This window comes from Candidatus Competibacter denitrificans Run_A_D11, from assembly GCF_001051235.1.
Lineage (GTDB): Bacteria > Pseudomonadota > Gammaproteobacteria > Competibacterales > Competibacteraceae > Competibacter_A > Competibacter_A denitrificans.
Window position 1 is genome coordinate 15,965 of the sequence record NZ_CBTJ020000076.1, and the last position, 16,858, is coordinate 32,822.

A 16,858-nucleotide genomic window follows, 5' to 3' on the forward strand; every position below is an offset into this window, starting at 1 on the left:
GGCCTACCGCATCGGCGATGATTGCTCAATCTGTTCGGTCAATAACTCCAAACCCGCCAGCCGCAAACCGTTCGTTAGCAACTCACCCCAAGCTGAACCCGGTTTAATACCCTTGATAACCTGGTCGGTTCGGGCGCAATCGCGCAGCAACTGCCGACAATCAGCCAAAGTCAACCGCTGCATGGCTTGCCGAAGCAACGGCTTGCGCTTTTCCCAGATTTTCTGCTCGGCCAGCCCCGCCTCCAACGCCTGCCCTTGGCTGCGCGCGAACGCCATCGTCGCCAACCGACGGACTTCCTGATGCAGCGCCCAGTTGACCAGCACCGGTTCGACCCCTTCCTCGCGCAACCCGTTCAGAATCCGCGTCACCCGGTCGGCCTGTCCGAGCAGGCCAGCATCTACAAAATCATAGATGCTATAGCGGGCGCTGTCGTCAACCGCCGCCAATACGGCTGGTAACGTCAATTGACGATCCTCAGTGAGGAGCAGCAGTTTTTCGATGTCCTGCGCGGCAGCGAGCAGGTTGCCCTCGACTCGTTCGGCCAGCAGCGTGACGGCATCGGCGGTAGGATTCAGACCACGATCCCGCAGCCGCCGCTCGATCCAACCGGGTAATTGCCGTGAATCCAAGGGCATAGCGGCGATAACCACGCCGGCTTGATCCAACGCCGTGAACCAGCGACTTTTCTGGGTATTCCAGTCCAGTTTACCGGCTGTCACCAGCAAGACGGCATCCTCGGCTAGACGGGCGGCATAATCGGCCAAAGCTTTGGCACCCGCATCGCCTGTTTTAGCGTTATCCAGCCGCAATTCCAGCAAGCGCCGGTCGGTGAACAACGAAGGACTAGCGGCCAGGCGAGCTAACACGCCCCACTCGAAGCCGGTTTCCACCGTTAAGCATTGCCGCTCAGCATAGCCCCGCTCGCGCGCGGCAAGGCGAATGGCATCAGCGGCCTCCAGTACCTGCAATGGCTCTTCACCAAACACCAAATACAAGGGCGCCAGGTTTTTGCGCAGATGCCCAGCCAACTGGTCGGGGCGTAACCTCAAGGCTTGACCGCCTGCAAGCGCCGGACGATCTGCCAAGCCAGATCATCAACCATCGTGTCCACCATGGATTCCTGCGCATTTTCGAAGCCAAGTACACGGTTTTCGTCGAACAGCAACATGCGGTTAGCGCTGATACCTTCGGTCGGAATCAGCACCTTGCCATTGACGAGCTTCAACTCGTAAGCGGCGCTATAAGCGACGAAATGCTCACGCTTGATATCGAGCCTATCCGCTGCCACCGTGCGCCGGCCACTACCTTCGTTCAGGATGGTGAGGATAGCCGTCGCCTGGGTGGGATCGGGCGTGATGGTGACACCGCTGCCCGCTAGCGCGAGACGGAGTTTGCGGTTCAGGGCACCCGGTGGCATCCCGATACCCTGCTGGCTCTGGACATAGATCGCACGCAACTCCGGCGGCCATTCCACCTGACCACGCAAGTGGAACCCACAACCTACAACCAACAGAACCGTTACGGTCAAAGCCACTGCCATGAACCGACTCATCACCGTACCCTCAACACACCAGGTTGACCAGCTTGCCGGGGACAATGACGATCTTCCGCACTGGCCGCCCTTCAACGAAACGCTGCACGTTAGGCTCATCTTGCGCGGCTTGTTCGATGGCGGTACGGTCCGCATCGACCGGTACGTCGATCTGGCCGCGCAGCTTGCCGTTGACCTGGACGACCAAGCTGACCAACGAGCGGGCGAGCGCCGTTTCCTCCGGCTTTGGCCACGCGGCGCTCAAGACATCAGCGCCATAGCCTAATTCGCGCCACAAGGTGTGGGTGATGTGCGGGACAATGGGCGATAACAACCGCAATAAGAGGCTCATCCCCTCGCGGCGCACCGTGTTGGCTACTGCCCCATTGCCGTCGATCCGTGCTAGCGCATTCAGCATCTTCATGCCGCCGGACACCACGGTATTGAACTGATGGCGCCCGAAGTCGAACAACGCTTGCCGCAGCGCTTCGTGAATTTCGCGCCGTGCAGTTCGCAGCGATTCATCCAGTACGACGGCATCGACCACACCAGCGGCGCGGATAGCCTCCTGCTGCTCAGCGGCATAGACCCATAGCCGTCGCAAGAAACGGTAGGCACCCGCCACACCGGTATCAGACCATTCCAGCGCCTGTTCCGGCGGGGCAGCAAACATCATGAATAACCGAGCGGTATCCGCGCCGTATTGTTCGATCAAGGTCTGCGGGTCCACGCCGTTCTTGCGGGATTTAGACATGGTGCCGATGCCGCCGTATTCGACCGGCTGGCCATCGGCAACCGCCGTAACCTTCGTCACCCGACCCTGATCGTCGCGGCTCATTTCTACATCGGCAGGCGGATAGTAAGTAATACCGCCTTTTTCACCTTTGCGGAAAAAGATGTGGTTGAGCACCATGCCCTGGGTCAGCAGATTGGCGAATGGCTCGGAAACCCTGGTTAACCCCAGATCACGCATGACCTTGGTCCAGAACCGGGAATACAGCAGATGCAGGATGGCGTGCTCAATCCCACCGATGTATTGGTCCACCGGCATCCAGTAATCGGCCCGCGCGTCCACCATGGCATCAGCGCCGGGTGTCCCGTAACGGAAGAAGTACCAGGATGAATCCACGAAGGTATCCATGGTATCGGTCTCACGCCGGGCCGGCTGGCCGCATTGCGGACAGGCACAGTTGAGAAATTCGGGATATTTGTTAAGCGGGTTGCCGGACCCATCCGGGACCAGATGTTCTGGCAACACCACCGGCAACTGCTCCTCCGGCACCGGCACCGCGCCGCACGCCGCGCAGTGAATGATCGGAATGGGTGTTCCCCAATAGCGCTGCCGAGAAATGCCCCAATCGCGCAACCGCCAAGTGACTTTCTTCTCACCCAAATCGAAGACGTTCAAATCGGACGCGATGGCATCGACGGCTTCATCGAAAACAAGACCGTCGTATTTGCCGGAATTGATACAGACGCCATGCTCGGCGTAGGCATCGCGCCACGGTTCAGGCGTCTCAGCACCGGCGCTGGTGTGGATGACCGGCTTGATCGGCAAGCCGAATTGATGGGCAAAGGCGAAATCGCGTTCGTCGTGGGCGGGAACTGCCATCACCGCACCCTCGCCGTAGCCCATCAGCACGTAATTGGCAACCCACAGCGGCAAGGATTCGTCGGTGAGCGGATGAGTAACGGTCAAACCCGTGGGCATCCCCTTTTTTTCCTGGGTTGCCAGTTCGGCCTCGGTAACGCCGCCGCGTCGGCATTCCTCAATGAAAGCGGCGAGTTCGGGATTGCTTTGCGCGGCGTGTAGCGCCAGCGGATGTTCCGCTGCGACGGCGACATAAGTCGCGCCGAGCAGAGTATCCGCGCGCGTGGTGAACACCCAAAGAATGCCGGATTCGCCCTCATCCCCGGCCTCTTTCCCGGAGGGCGAGGAGGATAACCGGTACGGGAAGCCGATGCGCACTCCGTAGCTCTTACCGATCCAGTTTTTCTGCATCAGCTTGACCTGTTCCGGCCAGCCGGGCAGCTTGTCGAGTTCGGTCAGCAATTCCTCGGCATAGCGGGTGATCGCCATGTAATACATTGGAATCTCGCGTTTCTCGACCAGCGCACCAGTGCGCCAGCCGCGCCCGTCGATCACCTGCTCATTGGCGAGCACGGTCTGATCCACTGGGTCCCAATTCACCACGCCGGTTTTCAGATAGACGACACCTTGTTCCAGCATCCGCAGAAACAGCCATTGATTCCAGCGGTAGTAGTCCGGCTGGCAAGTCGCCAGTTCACGATCCCAGTCCAGGGCGAAACCCAGCGACTGGAGCTGTTTTTTCATGTAGGCGATGTTGTCGTAGGTCCATTGCGCCGGGGCGACGCCGCCCGCCATCGCAGCGTTTTCAGCGGGCAGGCCGAACGCATCCCACCCCATCGGCTGCAACACATTCTTACCCAGCATTCGTTGATAGCGGGTAATGACATCACCGATTGTATAATTGCGAACATGCCCCATGTGGAGCCGTCCACTGGGATAGGGGAACATGCACAGGCAGTAGTATTTCTCGCGCCCTGGCTCTTCGCGCACGGCGAAGGCCCGGTGGTCGTCCCAATAGCGCTGCGCTTCCGCTTCAATAACTTGCGGATTGTAAGACTCGGTGATCACGGCGATTCCCTGGCTTCAAAACGAAGTTTGCTAAGATAACACAACTTGCTTTAGGCTTATCGCAGATTCTGGGCGGTTGCAATGAGCAGGCTCTAACCGGAGTAGTAAGCAACATGGAAGGCACATCGTGTTGACACCGCCTATTTATAATTACCGTATTACCGTGTTGAATGGTCGGACAGCAAAAACCTGAAAATGGACTCTAAAAAATCTTGAGAATTGATATTTCTTCTTTGCCAAAAAATAAGCTTTTATGCTAAAAAGAAAGATTTGGTTCATTCTAGTTGGCGGATCTGCCGCTCTGCTTTACTTAGTTCTTGCTACTCTATTATTTGAATTCCTTAATTTACCAGAATGGTTGGCTAGCGCTATTGCATGGACTCTCTGTATTATTCCTGCTTATTATGGACAAAAAACACTAACTTTCAATTCGCAATCCGATCATAGAACTGCTTTTCCACGATATTTGATTTCCCAAATTATCGCAATAATATTATCTGCTATTCTATCTTTTATCCTAAGCCATTTAACAACTACCCATCATATAGTAATATTCATCACAGTTGTTTTGCTAGTGACTAGTACTAGCTATCTATTTCAATACTTTTGGGTTTTTAATCACGACAAAACATAATCCCATCATTATAATTTATTATCCTTAGACTCACCTGCTATTTAAGGATCAACCTTTTGAGTAACATTTACTCATCGAAAAACATCAAACATAGTGATTCTTTTGCAAACCAAATCTAGTTTATGAGGGAGCACTTCCAAGTGGCTAAAAGAGACTTTTCATACCATATCCAATCTCTAGTTTTTGATTGAATTTCACATTAAAAATCTTTTAATTTTATTGGATATCAAAACTCTCTTAGAGCAATCATTCTTTACACTTTAGATACCACTTTCATACTGAGGAAGATAATTCAGATAATGGTTCAATATGACTTAAAGGCTATAGCTCAAAGATTATTATTACTTAACTCACCTATACTTATATAGGGTTTTTGGGTAGAAAAGCAATCTAACCAATACTTTTTGGGAGTCGGCAAGAAGCCGAAGCAAATAACCATGAATAAAATTGAGCTTTCTATCATTATGCCTTGCCTGAATGAGGCAGAAACAATTGGGCGTTGCATTGAAAAAGCCAAGCACTGGCTTGAACAATCGGGTGTTATAGGAGAAATCATTATTGGTGATAATGGTTCAACCGATGGTTCTCAGGACATTGCAGTGAGTTACGGCGCACGAATTATTGATATTCCACAACGTGGTTATGGTGCTGCGCTTTTTGGCGCAACGATGGCGGCGCAGGGTAAATACATCATTATGGGCGATTCCGATGATAGTTATGATTTCAGCAATCTTTCGCCGTTCCTGGAAAAGCTACAAAGCGGCTATGACCTAGTAATGGGTAATCGCTTCAAAGGTGGTATTCAAGCTGAAGCAATGCCATGGAAAAACCGCTATATCGGCAACCCATTACTAACCGGGATTGGCCGGTTATTATTTAACTCTCAAATAGGCGATTTTCACTGCGGCTTACGCGGGTTTTCTAAGGTTGCTTTTATGCGTATGGATCTACATACGACTGGGATGGAGTATGCCTCAGAAATGGTAATTAAAGCTGCTCTATTAGGGATGCAGATTGCTGAAGTTCCTACCACCTTAAGCAAGGATGGGCGTTCGCGTCCCCCACATCTTCGCCCGTGGCGCGATGGATGGCGTCACTTACGATTTATGCTGCTATTCAGCCCACGTTGGCTGTTTATCTATCCGGGTATAGCTATTTCTTTGCTCGGATTAGTGTTATTTATTTTGTTGCTTAAGGGACCTATTCAGATTAACAAAGTTTATTTTGATATTCATACCATGGTCTTTGCTGGCATAACGACATTAATTGGATATATGTTACTGGTATTTGGTTCAATTACCCGGATTATTGGCATTAGCTTGGGCTTGCTACCACCTAAGCGCATACTGGATTATCTATCAGGAAAACCTATTCTTGAGATAGGTAGCCTACTGGGTGTTATTTCTATGTTAACTGGTTTTTTTTATGGGATAACAGCGATTATCGAGTGGGGCAGCACCCACTTTGGTACGCTTGATCCAACAATAACTATGAGAACGGTCTTGCTTTCAGCCATGAGTATATTATTTGGATTTATTACATTGATTTTCTCAATTATCTTCGGATTTATCACCATACCGACAGATCATGGGAATCCTCCCAACAGAAATAATAATCAGGGCGATTGAATAACTCAGGATAGCTTATAGGTACCATATGAAACGCATAGCCTCGCCCTATCCAATAGTTATAATTTTATTTATCTTAACCAAACTATGGCTAGTTTCAGATCAAGGTTTGGTAGCATTCGCTCATGCAGCCCATGATGACTTACTCTTTGTTCGTTTAGCTAATTACCTAATACAATTAGAGTGGCTAGGGCCTTATGATAATCTTACCTTAATTAAGGGGCCTTTCTATCCTCTGTGGATAGCAACCACCTTCTTAATTGGAATACCTTTGCTGCTATCACAGCATCTGCTTTATATTGCAGCCTGCCTCATCACTGAGCGTGCTTTACAATCCCTTTTTATCGAAAAACCCTGGCGTATTATTATCTTTATTTTCTTGCTGTTTAATCCAGTAACTTTTACTTGGGAAATGACCCGTGTTTTACGGGAAAGTCTTTATCCAGGACTTACTTTATTAATAGTTGCGTCTACTATCCTTCTTTTCACACATCGACATAGACCGACCTCTCAGTCAGCAGGTTGGGCATTGGTCTGTGGCTTGTCGATAGCTGCCTTTTGGCTAACTCGAGAAGAAGGGATCTGGATTCTACCCTTTCTGGTTCCTATCATCCTCTGGATTATAACCGCTCTATTCACGAAGCCCCGAAACTGGTGCACAATTCTCATTGTGGCTATACCGGTCTTAATGCCCTTACTTGCAATCCAAGCTGTTTCTATGATAAATCTGGTACATTATGGGATCTTCACCACGGTGGAACTAAAAACACCAGAACTTAAAGCAGCATATGGGGCACTGACCCGGGTGCGGCCAGTAGAACACAAATCTCAAGTTCCTGTAACCAAAGAGACCCGATTGCGTATTTATCAAGTCAGCCCAGCTTTTTCTGAATTACGTCCTTACTTTGAAAAAGAGGGTTTCTGGACTGTTGAAACCATATTAAAGGATAACAACCCCTCATACTCCAAAGAAATTAAAGGGGGATGGTTTATATGGGCACTACGAGACGCAGTAGCTGAGGCTGGATATTTTAAATCAGGTGCCCAAGCCGCTCAGTTTTTCCAACGATTGGCTGATGAAGTCAATGCCGCTTGCCAAGCACAAAAACTTGATTGTTTGGCTGAACGTGCCAGCTTGATGCCACCCTGGCAATTTGAATACCTGGCGCCCACTATTCAAAACTTCATTTCTGGCCTCCGTATGCTGATAACGTTTTCGGAGATACCCGTAGAACCTTTTATTAGCATGGGACCCAATGATAATTTATTGATGTTCCAAGATTTGACTCGGGAGCACCTATCTACATGGCCTCTAAAAGTTAAAGGCTGGGTAGTTCACGCATCAGATAAAAAATTGACCGTCACAATGGTTGAGCCATCTTATAATGCCACAACCTCTTCAGCACAGCTTGAGGCCAGCCCCGATGTCTATCAGCATTTTCTACGTGAAAATCGAGAGATCCCAAGTGCCAATAATGCACGTTTCGAAGTTTCAGGTTATTGTATTGATACCTGTCTACTCCGAATTTTTGACGGCAACAAACAACTCGCTGAAGTTCCGTTAAAAAAAGGACAAACCACATGGTTTGCTGATCCTTTATGGATTTTTATCGATAAAATCTCAAGCTACTCTGTGTTACCACGGCAAGCTCAGCTTGAAAAAATCAAGCTCTCATTACGCAAAAAAATCGCCACAACCTATCAGCTAACTATACCCATCTTTGCTCTGATAACAATTATCATATTCAGTATTTGGTCATTTCATTCGATCAAGACTCGAACATTAACAGCAATGGGGTTTATCGCACTAAGTATTGCTGCTGCAATCTGTACACGTCTCCTAATACTGGCTATTATTGAATCCACTTCATTTACAGGAATAACGCCCCGTTATTTAGCCCCCCTTTATCCTATGACATTGCTCTGCGCTAGCCTGTTCATTATTGATGCGCTACACGAGATAGAAATCCTAAATCTCTATCGCCACTTGAGATCATGGCTTAAAATCGAATAGTTGTAGCTGGGTGATTAAACCCTAACTGTAATAGAATTAATATTAATAGCTCCGTTTATCTGTCATACTGTGTATGGAATTGGATATTCTGTTTTGATTTACTACCCTCTTTTCTTTCCGCTTTTCCGTTAGTGCCAATGCAAATCATACGCGAGGCTATCCACCTGTGAACGAGCAGCCCCCACAACGCCCTACTCTCAGCTATCGCGACGCCGGCGTCGATATCGACGCCGGCAACCAATTGGTGGATCGTATCAAACCGCACGCCCGCCGCACGATGCGACCCGGCGTACTGGGAGGATTGGGTGGCTTTGGTGCGCTGTTTGAACTGCCGCTGGATCGCTACCGCCAACCGATACTGGTGTCCGGTACCGATGGGGTCGGCACCAAACTGAAACTGGCGCTGGAATTAGACCGACACGACACCATCGGCATTGATCTGGTAGCAATGTGCGTCAACGACGTGCTGGTGGTCGGCGCCGAACCTTTATTCTTTCTGGATTATTACGCCACCGGCAAATTGGATGTCGAGGTCGCGGCGACTGTCATCAAGGGCATCGCCGATGGCTGTGAGCAGGCGGGCGCAGCGCTGGTCGGTGGGGAAACTGCCGAAATGCCAGGGATGTATCAGGCGGGCGATTACGATTTGGCCGGTTTCTGTGTCGGGGTGGTCGAGAAAGCGAAGATCATCGATCCTCGCCGGGTCCAAGTCGGTGATGTACTACTCGGCCTGGCTTCTTCTGGGCCGCATTCCAACGGTTATTCGCTGATCCGCAAAATTCTGGCGGTCAGCGGCGCGGATCTCAGCCAGCCGTTTGCCGACTCCACCCTCGGTACGGCTTTGCTCGCACCAACCCGCATTTACGTCAAACCGATCTTGCAATTACTGACAGAGATTAAGGTCCACGCTATCGCCCACATCACCGGTGGCGGCTTGACCGAGAATCTACCGCGCGTGCTGCCAGCAGATACCAAGGCCGTCATCAATACCGCCAGTTGGCAGCGGCCAGCCGTCTTTCAATGGCTGCAACAGCACGGCAATGTAGCCGCTACGGAAATGTGGCGCACGTTCAATTGTGGGGTGGGGTTGGTGGTGTGCATCGCGCCCGATGCAGTTGATAGAACACTGGCTTTATTGCGCGGTGCGGGTGAAACCGCTTGGCAGCTAGGCAAAATCGTAGCGGATCAAGGTGCGCCGGTTGTGGAGTTCGAACCGTGAGTGAAATCCGCAAAATCCGGCTAGTGGTGTTGATTTCCGGTCGGGGCAGCAACTTGCAAGCGATTTTGGATCAAGCGGCCAGCGGTGCATTGCCGGTGGAAATCGCTGTCGTCATCAGCAACCGACCCGGCGTTCAAGGGCTGGAACGCGCACGGCAAGCCGGCATTGCGGCGCTGGCGTTGGATCACAAATTATTTCCCGACCGACCGGCATTTGAAGCAGCCTTGATCGATTTGATCGACGGCCATCAGCCAGATTTGGTGATCCTAGCGGGCTTCATGCGGGTACTGACCGCCGGCTTTACTGAACATTATCGGGGCCGGTTGCTCAATATCCATCCGTCGCTGTTGCCGAAATTCCGGGGATTGCACACCCACGAACGCGCCATCGCCGCTGGTGAAACCGAACATGGTGCCAGTATCCATTTTGTCACCGCTGAACTGGATGGCGGTCCAGTCATCGTCCAGGCGCGCGTACCGGTGCTGCCAGACGACGATCCCGACACGCTGGCGGCGCGGGTGTTGGCACAGGAACATCATCTGTACTCGCAAGCGATTCACTGGTTTGCCGAAGGACGGCTGCGCTTGAGTGGTGAGCAGGTTTGGTTTGATGGCAAACCGCTGGATCAACCGTTGCGGTTAGAAAATGCCCATACGCTGGATTAAGGCCCTTTATCCAACGGCCCATCACCGCCGATCCGGCTCGGTGTCGGGCCGCTTTGATGCTTGTATTTGGCGTCTTGGCGTTTGGAATAAGGACGCATTGCCGGACCAGTTAACGTTTCGAAGCTGATGGCGCAAATCGCCATCCCAGGGCGCAAGGCCAAGGGTAATTTGCCGCTGTTATAGCACTCCAGCACGATAGCTCCGCTCCAGCCAGGGTCGATGCGATGGGCAGTAACATGCACCATTAATCCCAAACGCGCCAGACTGGAGCGGCCATCCAGCCAGCCGACCAGATCATCTGGCACAGTGATGGTTTCGGCGGTGGCGGCGAGAGCTAGTTCACCGGGGTGGATGAAAAACGCTTCATCGGGAGCAATTTTAATCTCCTTGCTCATGATCCGGTTGATCGCCTGATCGACCTCCTCACGCGGCCCGCTAAGATCAATGTAGGGTGCGGCATGGTCGTTGAAGACTCGGAAGCGGTTGCCAAGGTGTAAATCCACGCTCACTCCGTTGATTCGACCAGGCACAGGTCGCGGCTCAATACGGATTTTGCCCTCATCCAGATGGCGTTCGATATCACGGTCGCACAAGCGCACAAGTACCCTCCCCTAAAAATGCGAGACGCGGCCTAAAGCCGCGCCCCAATTCAACTGCATCGACAAGGCTATTCAATCATCATACCAAGGCTGGGGGCGCGGAGGCCAAGGCCCAAAAGCCGGTCGTGGCTCCGGCCGATGGGAATACCAGGGCCGCTGCGGTGGTGGTGGCGGAAAGTCTCGATAAGCGTACCGTTGCAAGCGATAAACAGGCCGCATGGTCGTGCATACCCGCTTAACCGTGCGACCGTTGATGGTCGTGACATTGCATTTGGTCAGTGCCCACGTTTCTTCAACCGGCAGCGCAAACAACCCTGCGACGGCCAATGTCATTAATCCAGCTTTGAGTATTTTCATAGTAACCTCGACTTGCGTGATATGAAGATTTACCAACTTCACAGTCACAATAAGCCAGGCAACCTTTACACATTCTGAACCATTTTCTGGAAAATTTGTGTTTGTAATCTATTCAGGCTGAGCTTCGTTATTCGTTCAATGGACAGATTCAGCTTGTACCGTTAAAAAAAAGCGCGGCCGAAGCCGCGCCTAGTAATTGCTAACGAAGGGTATTACCAACGCCCTCTGGCGGGTCGGCAATTGCGGTATCTGGCGCCATCGCGCCAATAGGTCCTGCAAACAACCCGATGGTCATAACCCCGATAGCCATAACCCCGATAGCCATAACCCCGATAGCCATAGCGGCGAGAATCCGGTCGATAATCGTTGTCACGATAGGCTGGCCGAGTAGTGCAAATCCGCTTGTGAACACCATGGGTGTAAACGTCCCGGCAGCGAGTCACCGCTTCAGCCTCATTCACCGGCAAAGCAGCGCCGCCGACAAATAATGCCAGCAAGCCAGCGGTCGTAATGGCTTTCATCAATTTCATTGCGATTCCTCCAGATGACATCAGAAAAATGCCGATTGACGCAATCAAGGCGGATCAAAATACGACAGCAAAGCTTTACGTATTCTGAATGACAATATTAGGAAACTTATGGCTGTAATTCTTGGCCTGACGTGACAACCAGGCTGCGGCACGCCGGGCGATCTCTCGATACAGGCCCGCGATGCGGCTATCCGGTTCCGCGATCACCGTCGGTTGGCCACAGTCAGTTTCGGCGCGAATCCGGATATCCAATGGCAAAGAGCCGAGAAACGGGACTTTGTATTGCTCCGCCATCCGCTGCCCGCCGCCCTCGCCGAAGATATGTTCCTCATGGCCACACTGCGAGCAGATATGGGTGCTCATATTTTCGACGATACCCAATACCGGCACTTCCACCTTTTCAAACATTTTCAAGCCACGCCGGGCATCCAACAGCGCGATATCTTGGGGGGTCGTCACAATGATCGCCCCGCTGACTGGCACTTTTTGCGAAAGGGTTAGCTGAGTGTCGCCGGTACCAGGCGGCAGATCGATGACCAAATAATCCAGTTCCTGCCAGCGCGTGTCACGGAGCAATTGCTCCAGGGCCTGGGTCACCATCGGCCCACGCCATACCATCGGCGTATCCTCTTCAATCAAATAACCAATCGACATCGATTGAATACCGTGACTTACCACCGGGTTGAGCGACTTGCCATCCGGGGATTGCGGGCGGGCGGTGGCGCCTAACATGCGCGGCTGGCTAGGGCCGTAAATATCGGCATCCAGCAAACCGACCACAGCCCCTTCGGCCTGGAGCGCCAGGGCCAGGTTAACCGCCGTGGTGGATTTGCCGACCCCACCCTTGCCGGAAGCGACGGCGATGATGTTCTTGACACCCGGCAACGGTTTCAAACCCTTTTGCACCTCGTGGGACACAATCTTGCTGTCGATCTTGATCGCCGAGTCGGTAATGCCAGGCAATGCCACCAGCCGCTCGCGCAGAGTCACAATCAGCGTGTCCCGATAGCCGGCCGCCGGAAAACCCAGTTCGAGATCCACCTCAACGCGAGTTCCCTCAATTCGGATACCCTTGACGCACTTGGCAGCGATCAAATCCTGTTCTAGATAAGGATCTACGTAGCCCTTGAGGGCGGTTTCCACATCGGCGCGCGTTACCGCGGTCATAGTCAATTCCTCGTTGCTTGGCAAATGGTGTGTTTTGGAATCTGGCTATCGCGTAGCGAGCGTCAAGATGACAGCGATACCGGAATGCTGCTAACGTAGCGACCTTTCCGAGCGACCGCAACCGTCCGTGCCATGAGCGACCCCAGCATCCGCCGTATCCTTGTCACCAGTGCCCTACCCTACGCCAACGGCCCCATTCATATCGGTCATCTGGTCGAATACATTCAGACCGACATCTGGGTTCGCTTCCAGAAACTGCGTGGCCATGAATGTTATTACGTCTGCGCCGATGATGCTCACGGTACCCCGATCATGTTGCGCGCCGAACAAGACGGCCTCAGCCCGCAACAACTCATCGACCGGATCTGGCAGGAGCACCGCGCCGACTTCGCCGATTTCCTGATCGAATTTGACAACTATTATTCGACACATTCACCGGAAAATCGCCATTACGCTGAATTGATTTATCGTCGGCTGGATCAAGCTGGCCACATCACTCGACGGGTGATCACCCAAGCCTATGATCCAGAAAAACAAATGTTCCTGCCGGATCGCTTCATCAAGGGTGAATGCCCGCGCTGCGGTACGGCTGATCAATACGGCGACAGTTGCGAACAGTGCGGTGCCACGTATTCCCCGACCGATCTGAAAAACCCGCGTTCGGTCATTTCCGGCGCCACACCGACCCTCAAGGAGTCCTTGCATTTCTTTTTCAAGCTCGCCGATTTTGAGACGATGCTGAAAGAATGGATCAGCAGCGGCACCATCCAACCACAGATGGTCAACAAACTCAACGAGTGGTTTACCGCCGGCCTACAGGAATGGGACATCTCCCGCGATGCGCCGTACTGGGGCTTCGAGATCCCCGATGCGCCCGGTAAATATTTCTACGTCTGGCTGGACGCGCCCATCGGCTATATGGCCAGTTTCCAAAACTATTGCGACCGCGTTGGGCTGCACTTCGACGATTTTTGGCGGCCTGACAGCACCGCTGAGGTCTATCACTTCATCGGTAAGGATATTGCCTATTTCCATATCCTGTTCTGGCCAGCGGAGTTGACTGGGGCTGGCTTCCGTAAGCCGACTGCGGTGAATTGTCACGGTTTCCTGACCGTGGACGGGCAAAAGATGTCGAAATCGCGCGGCACGTTCATCAAAGCCCGCACCTTTCTCAACCATCTCAGACCAGAAGTCCTGCGCTATTACTTCGCCAGCAAGCTGAACGACGGCATTGATGATCTTGACTTGAATTTTGAGGACTTCGTGCAGCGGGTCAACAGCGATCTGGTCGGTAAACTGGTCAACATCGCCAGCCGGTGTGCCGGTTTCATCACTCGGCGCTTCGACGGTCGGTTAGCCGATACCTTGGCAGAGCCGGGGCTTTATGCCGAATTCACCGCCGCCGGTGAATCCATCGCCCAGGCTTACGAAGGACGGGAATTCGGCCGAGCCATGCGCGAGATCATGGCGTTGGCCGACCGCGCCAATCAATACATTGATGAAAAGAAGCCGTGGGTCTTGGCAAAGCAACCGGCAGCGGCAACTGAAGTTCAGGCGGTATGCAGCATGGGCCTCAATCTGTTCCGGCTGTTGATGCTCTATCTCAAGCCGGTATTGCCGGGCATCGCCGGCCAGGTTGAAGGATTCTTGCAAATCGCTCCGCTACGCTGGGCCGATCTGAACACGCCACTGCTGGGCCATGCTATCGCTGAATTCAAGCCGTTGCTACAACGGGTTGAGATGGCACAGATCACCGCCATGGTCGAAGAATCGAAGGAAGGCCACTTGATAGCCACTGCCCCATCGGCCACACCAGGGCCACTCGCCATCGATCCGCTCAGCCCAACGATCACCATCGACGAGTTCGCAAAAATCGATCTGCGGGTAGCCCGCATCGTCAAGGCGGAAGCGGTCGCCAACGCCGACAAGCTGGTTCGGCTTGAGCTTGATCTGGGGGGCGAAACCCGCCAGGTGTTCGCTGGCATCAAAGCGGCTTATCGACCTGAAGAGCTGGAGGGCCGGTTAACCGTGATGGTGGCTAACCTAGCCCCGCGCAAGATGCGCTTTGGCCTTTCCGAAGGCATGGTACTTGCAGCGGCCGGTGGCACCGGCATCTACCTGCTCGCCCCCGACAGCGGCGCGGAGCCGGGAATGCGGGTCAAATAAATTCGCGACCGGCGCTTTCTAGTGGGCGCCCTTGCCCCAAAAGACGGTATGCACTGTTTGCAGCATAATCACCGAATCGAAAAACAGGCTGTAGTTCTTGATGTAATAGAGATCGTACTCTAGCTTTTCACGGGCATCTTCTTCCGAGGCGCCGTAAGGAAAACAGATCTGCGCCCAGCCAGTGATCCCCGGCTTGACCATATGGCGCATGGTATAAAAAGGGATTTTCTTGGCCAAATCCGCCACAAACTGCGGGCGCTCGGGTCGGGGACCGACAAAGCTCATATCGCCACGCAGTACATTGTACAACTGTGGTAATTCGTCGATTCGGGTATCCCGGATTACAGCGCCTACCCGCGTGACGCGTGGATCACCCTTGACAGCCCACACCGCTTTACCGCCCTTTTCTGCATCGACCCGCATACTGCGAAACTTGACAACTTCGAAAGGCTCTCCGTTAAAACCGACCCGAGTCTGCCAGTAGAGAATCGGCCCACGACCCCCAGACTCCAACCAGATCGCCAGTACCGTCAGCAGCATGATCGGCGATGCCAACAGCAGCAAAATTGAGCTGGTGGCCAGATCGAAGAACCGCTTGATCACTGCATTCAGCATAGCCAGTTGGAAACCATCGGCAAAAATCAGATTGCTCGGCCGCAAAGCATCAAGCTGAATTTTTCCCGAGTGCCTCTCAAAAAAAGCCAGAAAATTGCTGATCCGAATACCGTCGAGTTTGCACTGCAACACTTCGCTCATGGGAAAACCTTTGCGCCGGTCATCCATGGCTACCACGATCTCATCAATCACCAACTCCTCTGCCAGATCACTGAGATTGGTTGTCACTTGGAGCATCCGCTCGGCTTCTATGTTTAGTACTTCATCTTCGTGGACCTGGATATAGCCTAAAACGGAAAATCCGCTGGTTTTAACCTGCTGCAATTCTTCGAGCCGAGCAGCTTGCTGACCCACTCCCAAGACCAGTAAGCGCCGCTTCAGATTAGCGTTATCCGAAACTCGAAAGAAAATCAGCCGCAATATCACTACGCCCACAAAGGCGATCCCAATCGCCAAGCTGAATGCGCCACGGGGTAAATACAAATCCAGAACGAGATAATAGATCGCCATCACCAAAAATAGCCCCAGCATAAAGCTGACGGCGACCCGCAACAACATATCGCTCTTGCCATTCCAGAAATTACGCTCGTACAAACCCATGGCGGTCATGATCAAGCACATCACGACCATCAATACGGTTGCACTGGGTGCTATTTCCCTAATGGAAGGCCAGGATTCCGCAGCATTCGGCACTCCATATAAGGCTTGGCCCCAATAAATCGACCAAAACAAATGCAAAGACTCAGCTATTAATAGCGTTAATAGCGAGCGCGTAATATAGTGCCTTAACACATGCAACATATCAGCGGATTTCCGAGCCGTGTTTAGTTGAATTTGGAAAAGTGATTAATGACCTCTATAAATAGAGGCTTGCTTCGCTGAATAACTCATCACCCTCTACTCAAGCTCAAAAGCCATTCTGATCAATCGCTATTTTCAATAACAACGAGACCATTTCCGCAAATCAATTCATCTGCTTATAAGCCATTATCCCTCGATAAAATATATTTCATAATGTTACCCTCCAGCCTTTATCCTATCTACCTTCAAGTTAATACCTTAATAGCCTTAAT

14 protein-coding genes are annotated in these 16,858 nt (G+C 52.2%); 6 read left to right on the forward strand and 8 right to left on the reverse strand.

The features are described 5' to 3' along the window. Window positions 1–3 precede the first annotated feature (3 nt). From holA to leuS, 3 genes are read right to left on the reverse strand one after another with little or no spacing between them, the layout of a single operon-like run. Window positions 4–1,086 (reverse strand): DNA polymerase III subunit delta, encoded by a 1,083-nt coding sequence (gene holA / locus BN873_RS14100; RefSeq protein WP_242434443.1) that lies wholly within the window; start codon window positions 1,084–1,086, stop codon window positions 4–6. Beyond that, window positions 1,047–1,553: an LPS-assembly lipoprotein LptE gene (locus tag BN873_RS14105; protein ID WP_048674916.1), complete on the reverse strand. Its 507-nt coding sequence runs from the start codon at window positions 1,551–1,553 to the stop codon at window positions 1,047–1,049. Before BN873_RS14105 ends, holA begins: the two co-directional genes overlap by 40 nt. A gap of 10 nt (window positions 1,554–1,563) precedes the next feature. Then, window positions 1,564–4,188 carry a leucine--tRNA ligase gene (gene leuS, locus BN873_RS14110; RefSeq protein WP_048675084.1) on the reverse strand — a complete coding sequence of 875 codons (2,625 nt, stop codon included), beginning with the start codon at window positions 4,186–4,188 and terminating at the stop codon, window positions 1,564–1,566. 256 nt (window positions 4,189–4,444) lie between these two features. Here leuS and BN873_RS21385 point away from each other — a divergent pair, with 256 nt between their 5' ends. The 5 genes from BN873_RS21385 (at window position 4,445) to purN (ending at window position 10,351) form a co-directional block, all read left to right on the forward strand. Further along, window positions 4,445–4,825, forward strand: a complete 381-nt coding sequence (locus BN873_RS21385; RefSeq protein WP_082161304.1) for a GtrA family protein — start codon at window positions 4,445–4,447, stop codon at window positions 4,823–4,825. A 437-nt stretch (window positions 4,826–5,262) separates the two neighbouring features. Further along, complete coding sequence (locus BN873_RS14115) at window positions 5,263–6,453, forward strand: glycosyltransferase family 2 protein (protein ID WP_071244276.1); 1,191 nt, start codon at window positions 5,263–5,265, stop codon at window positions 6,451–6,453. A 28-nt stretch (window positions 6,454–6,481) separates the two neighbouring features. After that, complete coding sequence (locus BN873_RS14120; protein ID WP_048674919.1) at window positions 6,482–8,467, forward strand: hypothetical protein; 1,986 nt, start codon at window positions 6,482–6,484, stop codon at window positions 8,465–8,467. Between the two features lie 166 nt (window positions 8,468–8,633). After that, on the forward strand, window positions 8,634–9,686 hold the full coding sequence (gene purM / locus BN873_RS14125) for a phosphoribosylformylglycinamidine cyclo-ligase (RefSeq protein WP_048674922.1): 1,053 nt from the start codon (window positions 8,634–8,636) through the stop codon (window positions 9,684–9,686). Further along, a complete protein-coding gene (purN, locus tag BN873_RS14130) occupies window positions 9,683–10,351 on the forward strand; it encodes a phosphoribosylglycinamide formyltransferase (RefSeq protein WP_048674925.1) in 669 nt (222 codons plus the stop codon). Before purM ends, purN begins: the two co-directional genes overlap by 4 nt. On the opposite strand, the gene dcd is transcribed toward purN, so the two are convergent. The 4 genes from dcd to apbC form a co-directional block, all read right to left on the reverse strand. Continuing rightward, a complete protein-coding gene (gene dcd, locus BN873_RS14135; protein ID WP_048674928.1) occupies window positions 10,348–10,950 on the reverse strand; it encodes a dCTP deaminase in 603 nt (200 codons plus the stop codon). The two genes, purN and dcd, sit on opposite strands and share 4 nt — an antisense overlap. Window positions 10,951–11,022: 72 nt before the next feature. Next, window positions 11,023–11,307 (reverse strand): hypothetical protein, encoded by a 285-nt coding sequence (locus BN873_RS14140; protein WP_139031734.1) that lies wholly within the window; start codon window positions 11,305–11,307, stop codon window positions 11,023–11,025. Window positions 11,308–11,519: 212 nt separating this feature from the next. Next, on the reverse strand, window positions 11,520–11,837 hold the full coding sequence (locus tag BN873_RS14145) for a hypothetical protein (RefSeq protein WP_048674936.1): 318 nt from the start codon (window positions 11,835–11,837) through the stop codon (window positions 11,520–11,522). Window positions 11,838–11,912: 75 nt separating this feature from the next. Beyond that, window positions 11,913–13,004 (reverse strand): iron-sulfur cluster carrier protein ApbC, encoded by a 1,092-nt coding sequence (gene apbC / locus BN873_RS14150; protein ID WP_048674939.1) that lies wholly within the window; start codon window positions 13,002–13,004, stop codon window positions 11,913–11,915. Between the two features lie 132 nt (window positions 13,005–13,136). On the opposite strand from apbC, the gene metG reads away from it, so the two are divergent. Then, entirely contained in the window at window positions 13,137–15,170 is a 2,034-nt protein-coding gene (gene metG / locus BN873_RS14155) for a methionine--tRNA ligase (protein WP_048674942.1), read from the forward strand. Window positions 15,171–15,188: 18 nt separating this feature from the next. Here the strand turns inward: metG and BN873_RS14160 are convergent, their stop codons facing one another. Beyond that, window positions 15,189–16,586, reverse strand: coding sequence for a TIGR03013 family XrtA/PEP-CTERM system glycosyltransferase (locus tag BN873_RS14160; protein WP_071244279.1), 1,398 nt, complete (start codon window positions 16,584–16,586; stop codon window positions 15,189–15,191). Window positions 16,587–16,858: the final 272 nt, after the last annotated feature.

Coding starts and splice junctions, on each gene's coding strand:
- BN873_RS14105 (WP_048674916.1), bottom strand. CDS start 1,553: ATGAGTCGGTTCATGGCAGTGGCTTTGACCGTAACGGTTCTGTTGGTT.
- BN873_RS21385 (WP_082161304.1), top strand. CDS start 4,445: ATGCTAAAAAGAAAGATTTGGTTCATTCTAGTTGGCGGATCTGCCGCT.
- BN873_RS14115 (WP_071244276.1), top strand. CDS start 5,263: ATGAATAAAATTGAGCTTTCTATCATTATGCCTTGCCTGAATGAGGCA.
- BN873_RS14120 (WP_048674919.1), top strand. CDS start 6,482: ATGAAACGCATAGCCTCGCCCTATCCAATAGTTATAATTTTATTTATC.
- BN873_RS14140 (WP_139031734.1), bottom strand. CDS start 11,307: ATGAAAATACTCAAAGCTGGATTAATGACATTGGCCGTCGCAGGGTTG.
- BN873_RS14145 (WP_048674936.1), bottom strand. CDS start 11,837: ATGAAATTGATGAAAGCCATTACGACCGCTGGCTTGCTGGCATTATTT.
- apbC (WP_048674939.1), bottom strand. CDS start 13,004: ATGACCGCGGTAACGCGCGCCGATGTGGAAACCGCCCTCAAGGGCTAC.
- metG (WP_048674942.1), top strand. CDS start 13,137: ATGAGCGACCCCAGCATCCGCCGTATCCTTGTCACCAGTGCCCTACCC.
- BN873_RS14160 (WP_071244279.1), bottom strand. CDS start 16,586: ATGTTGCATGTGTTAAGGCACTATATTACGCGCTCGCTATTAACGCTA.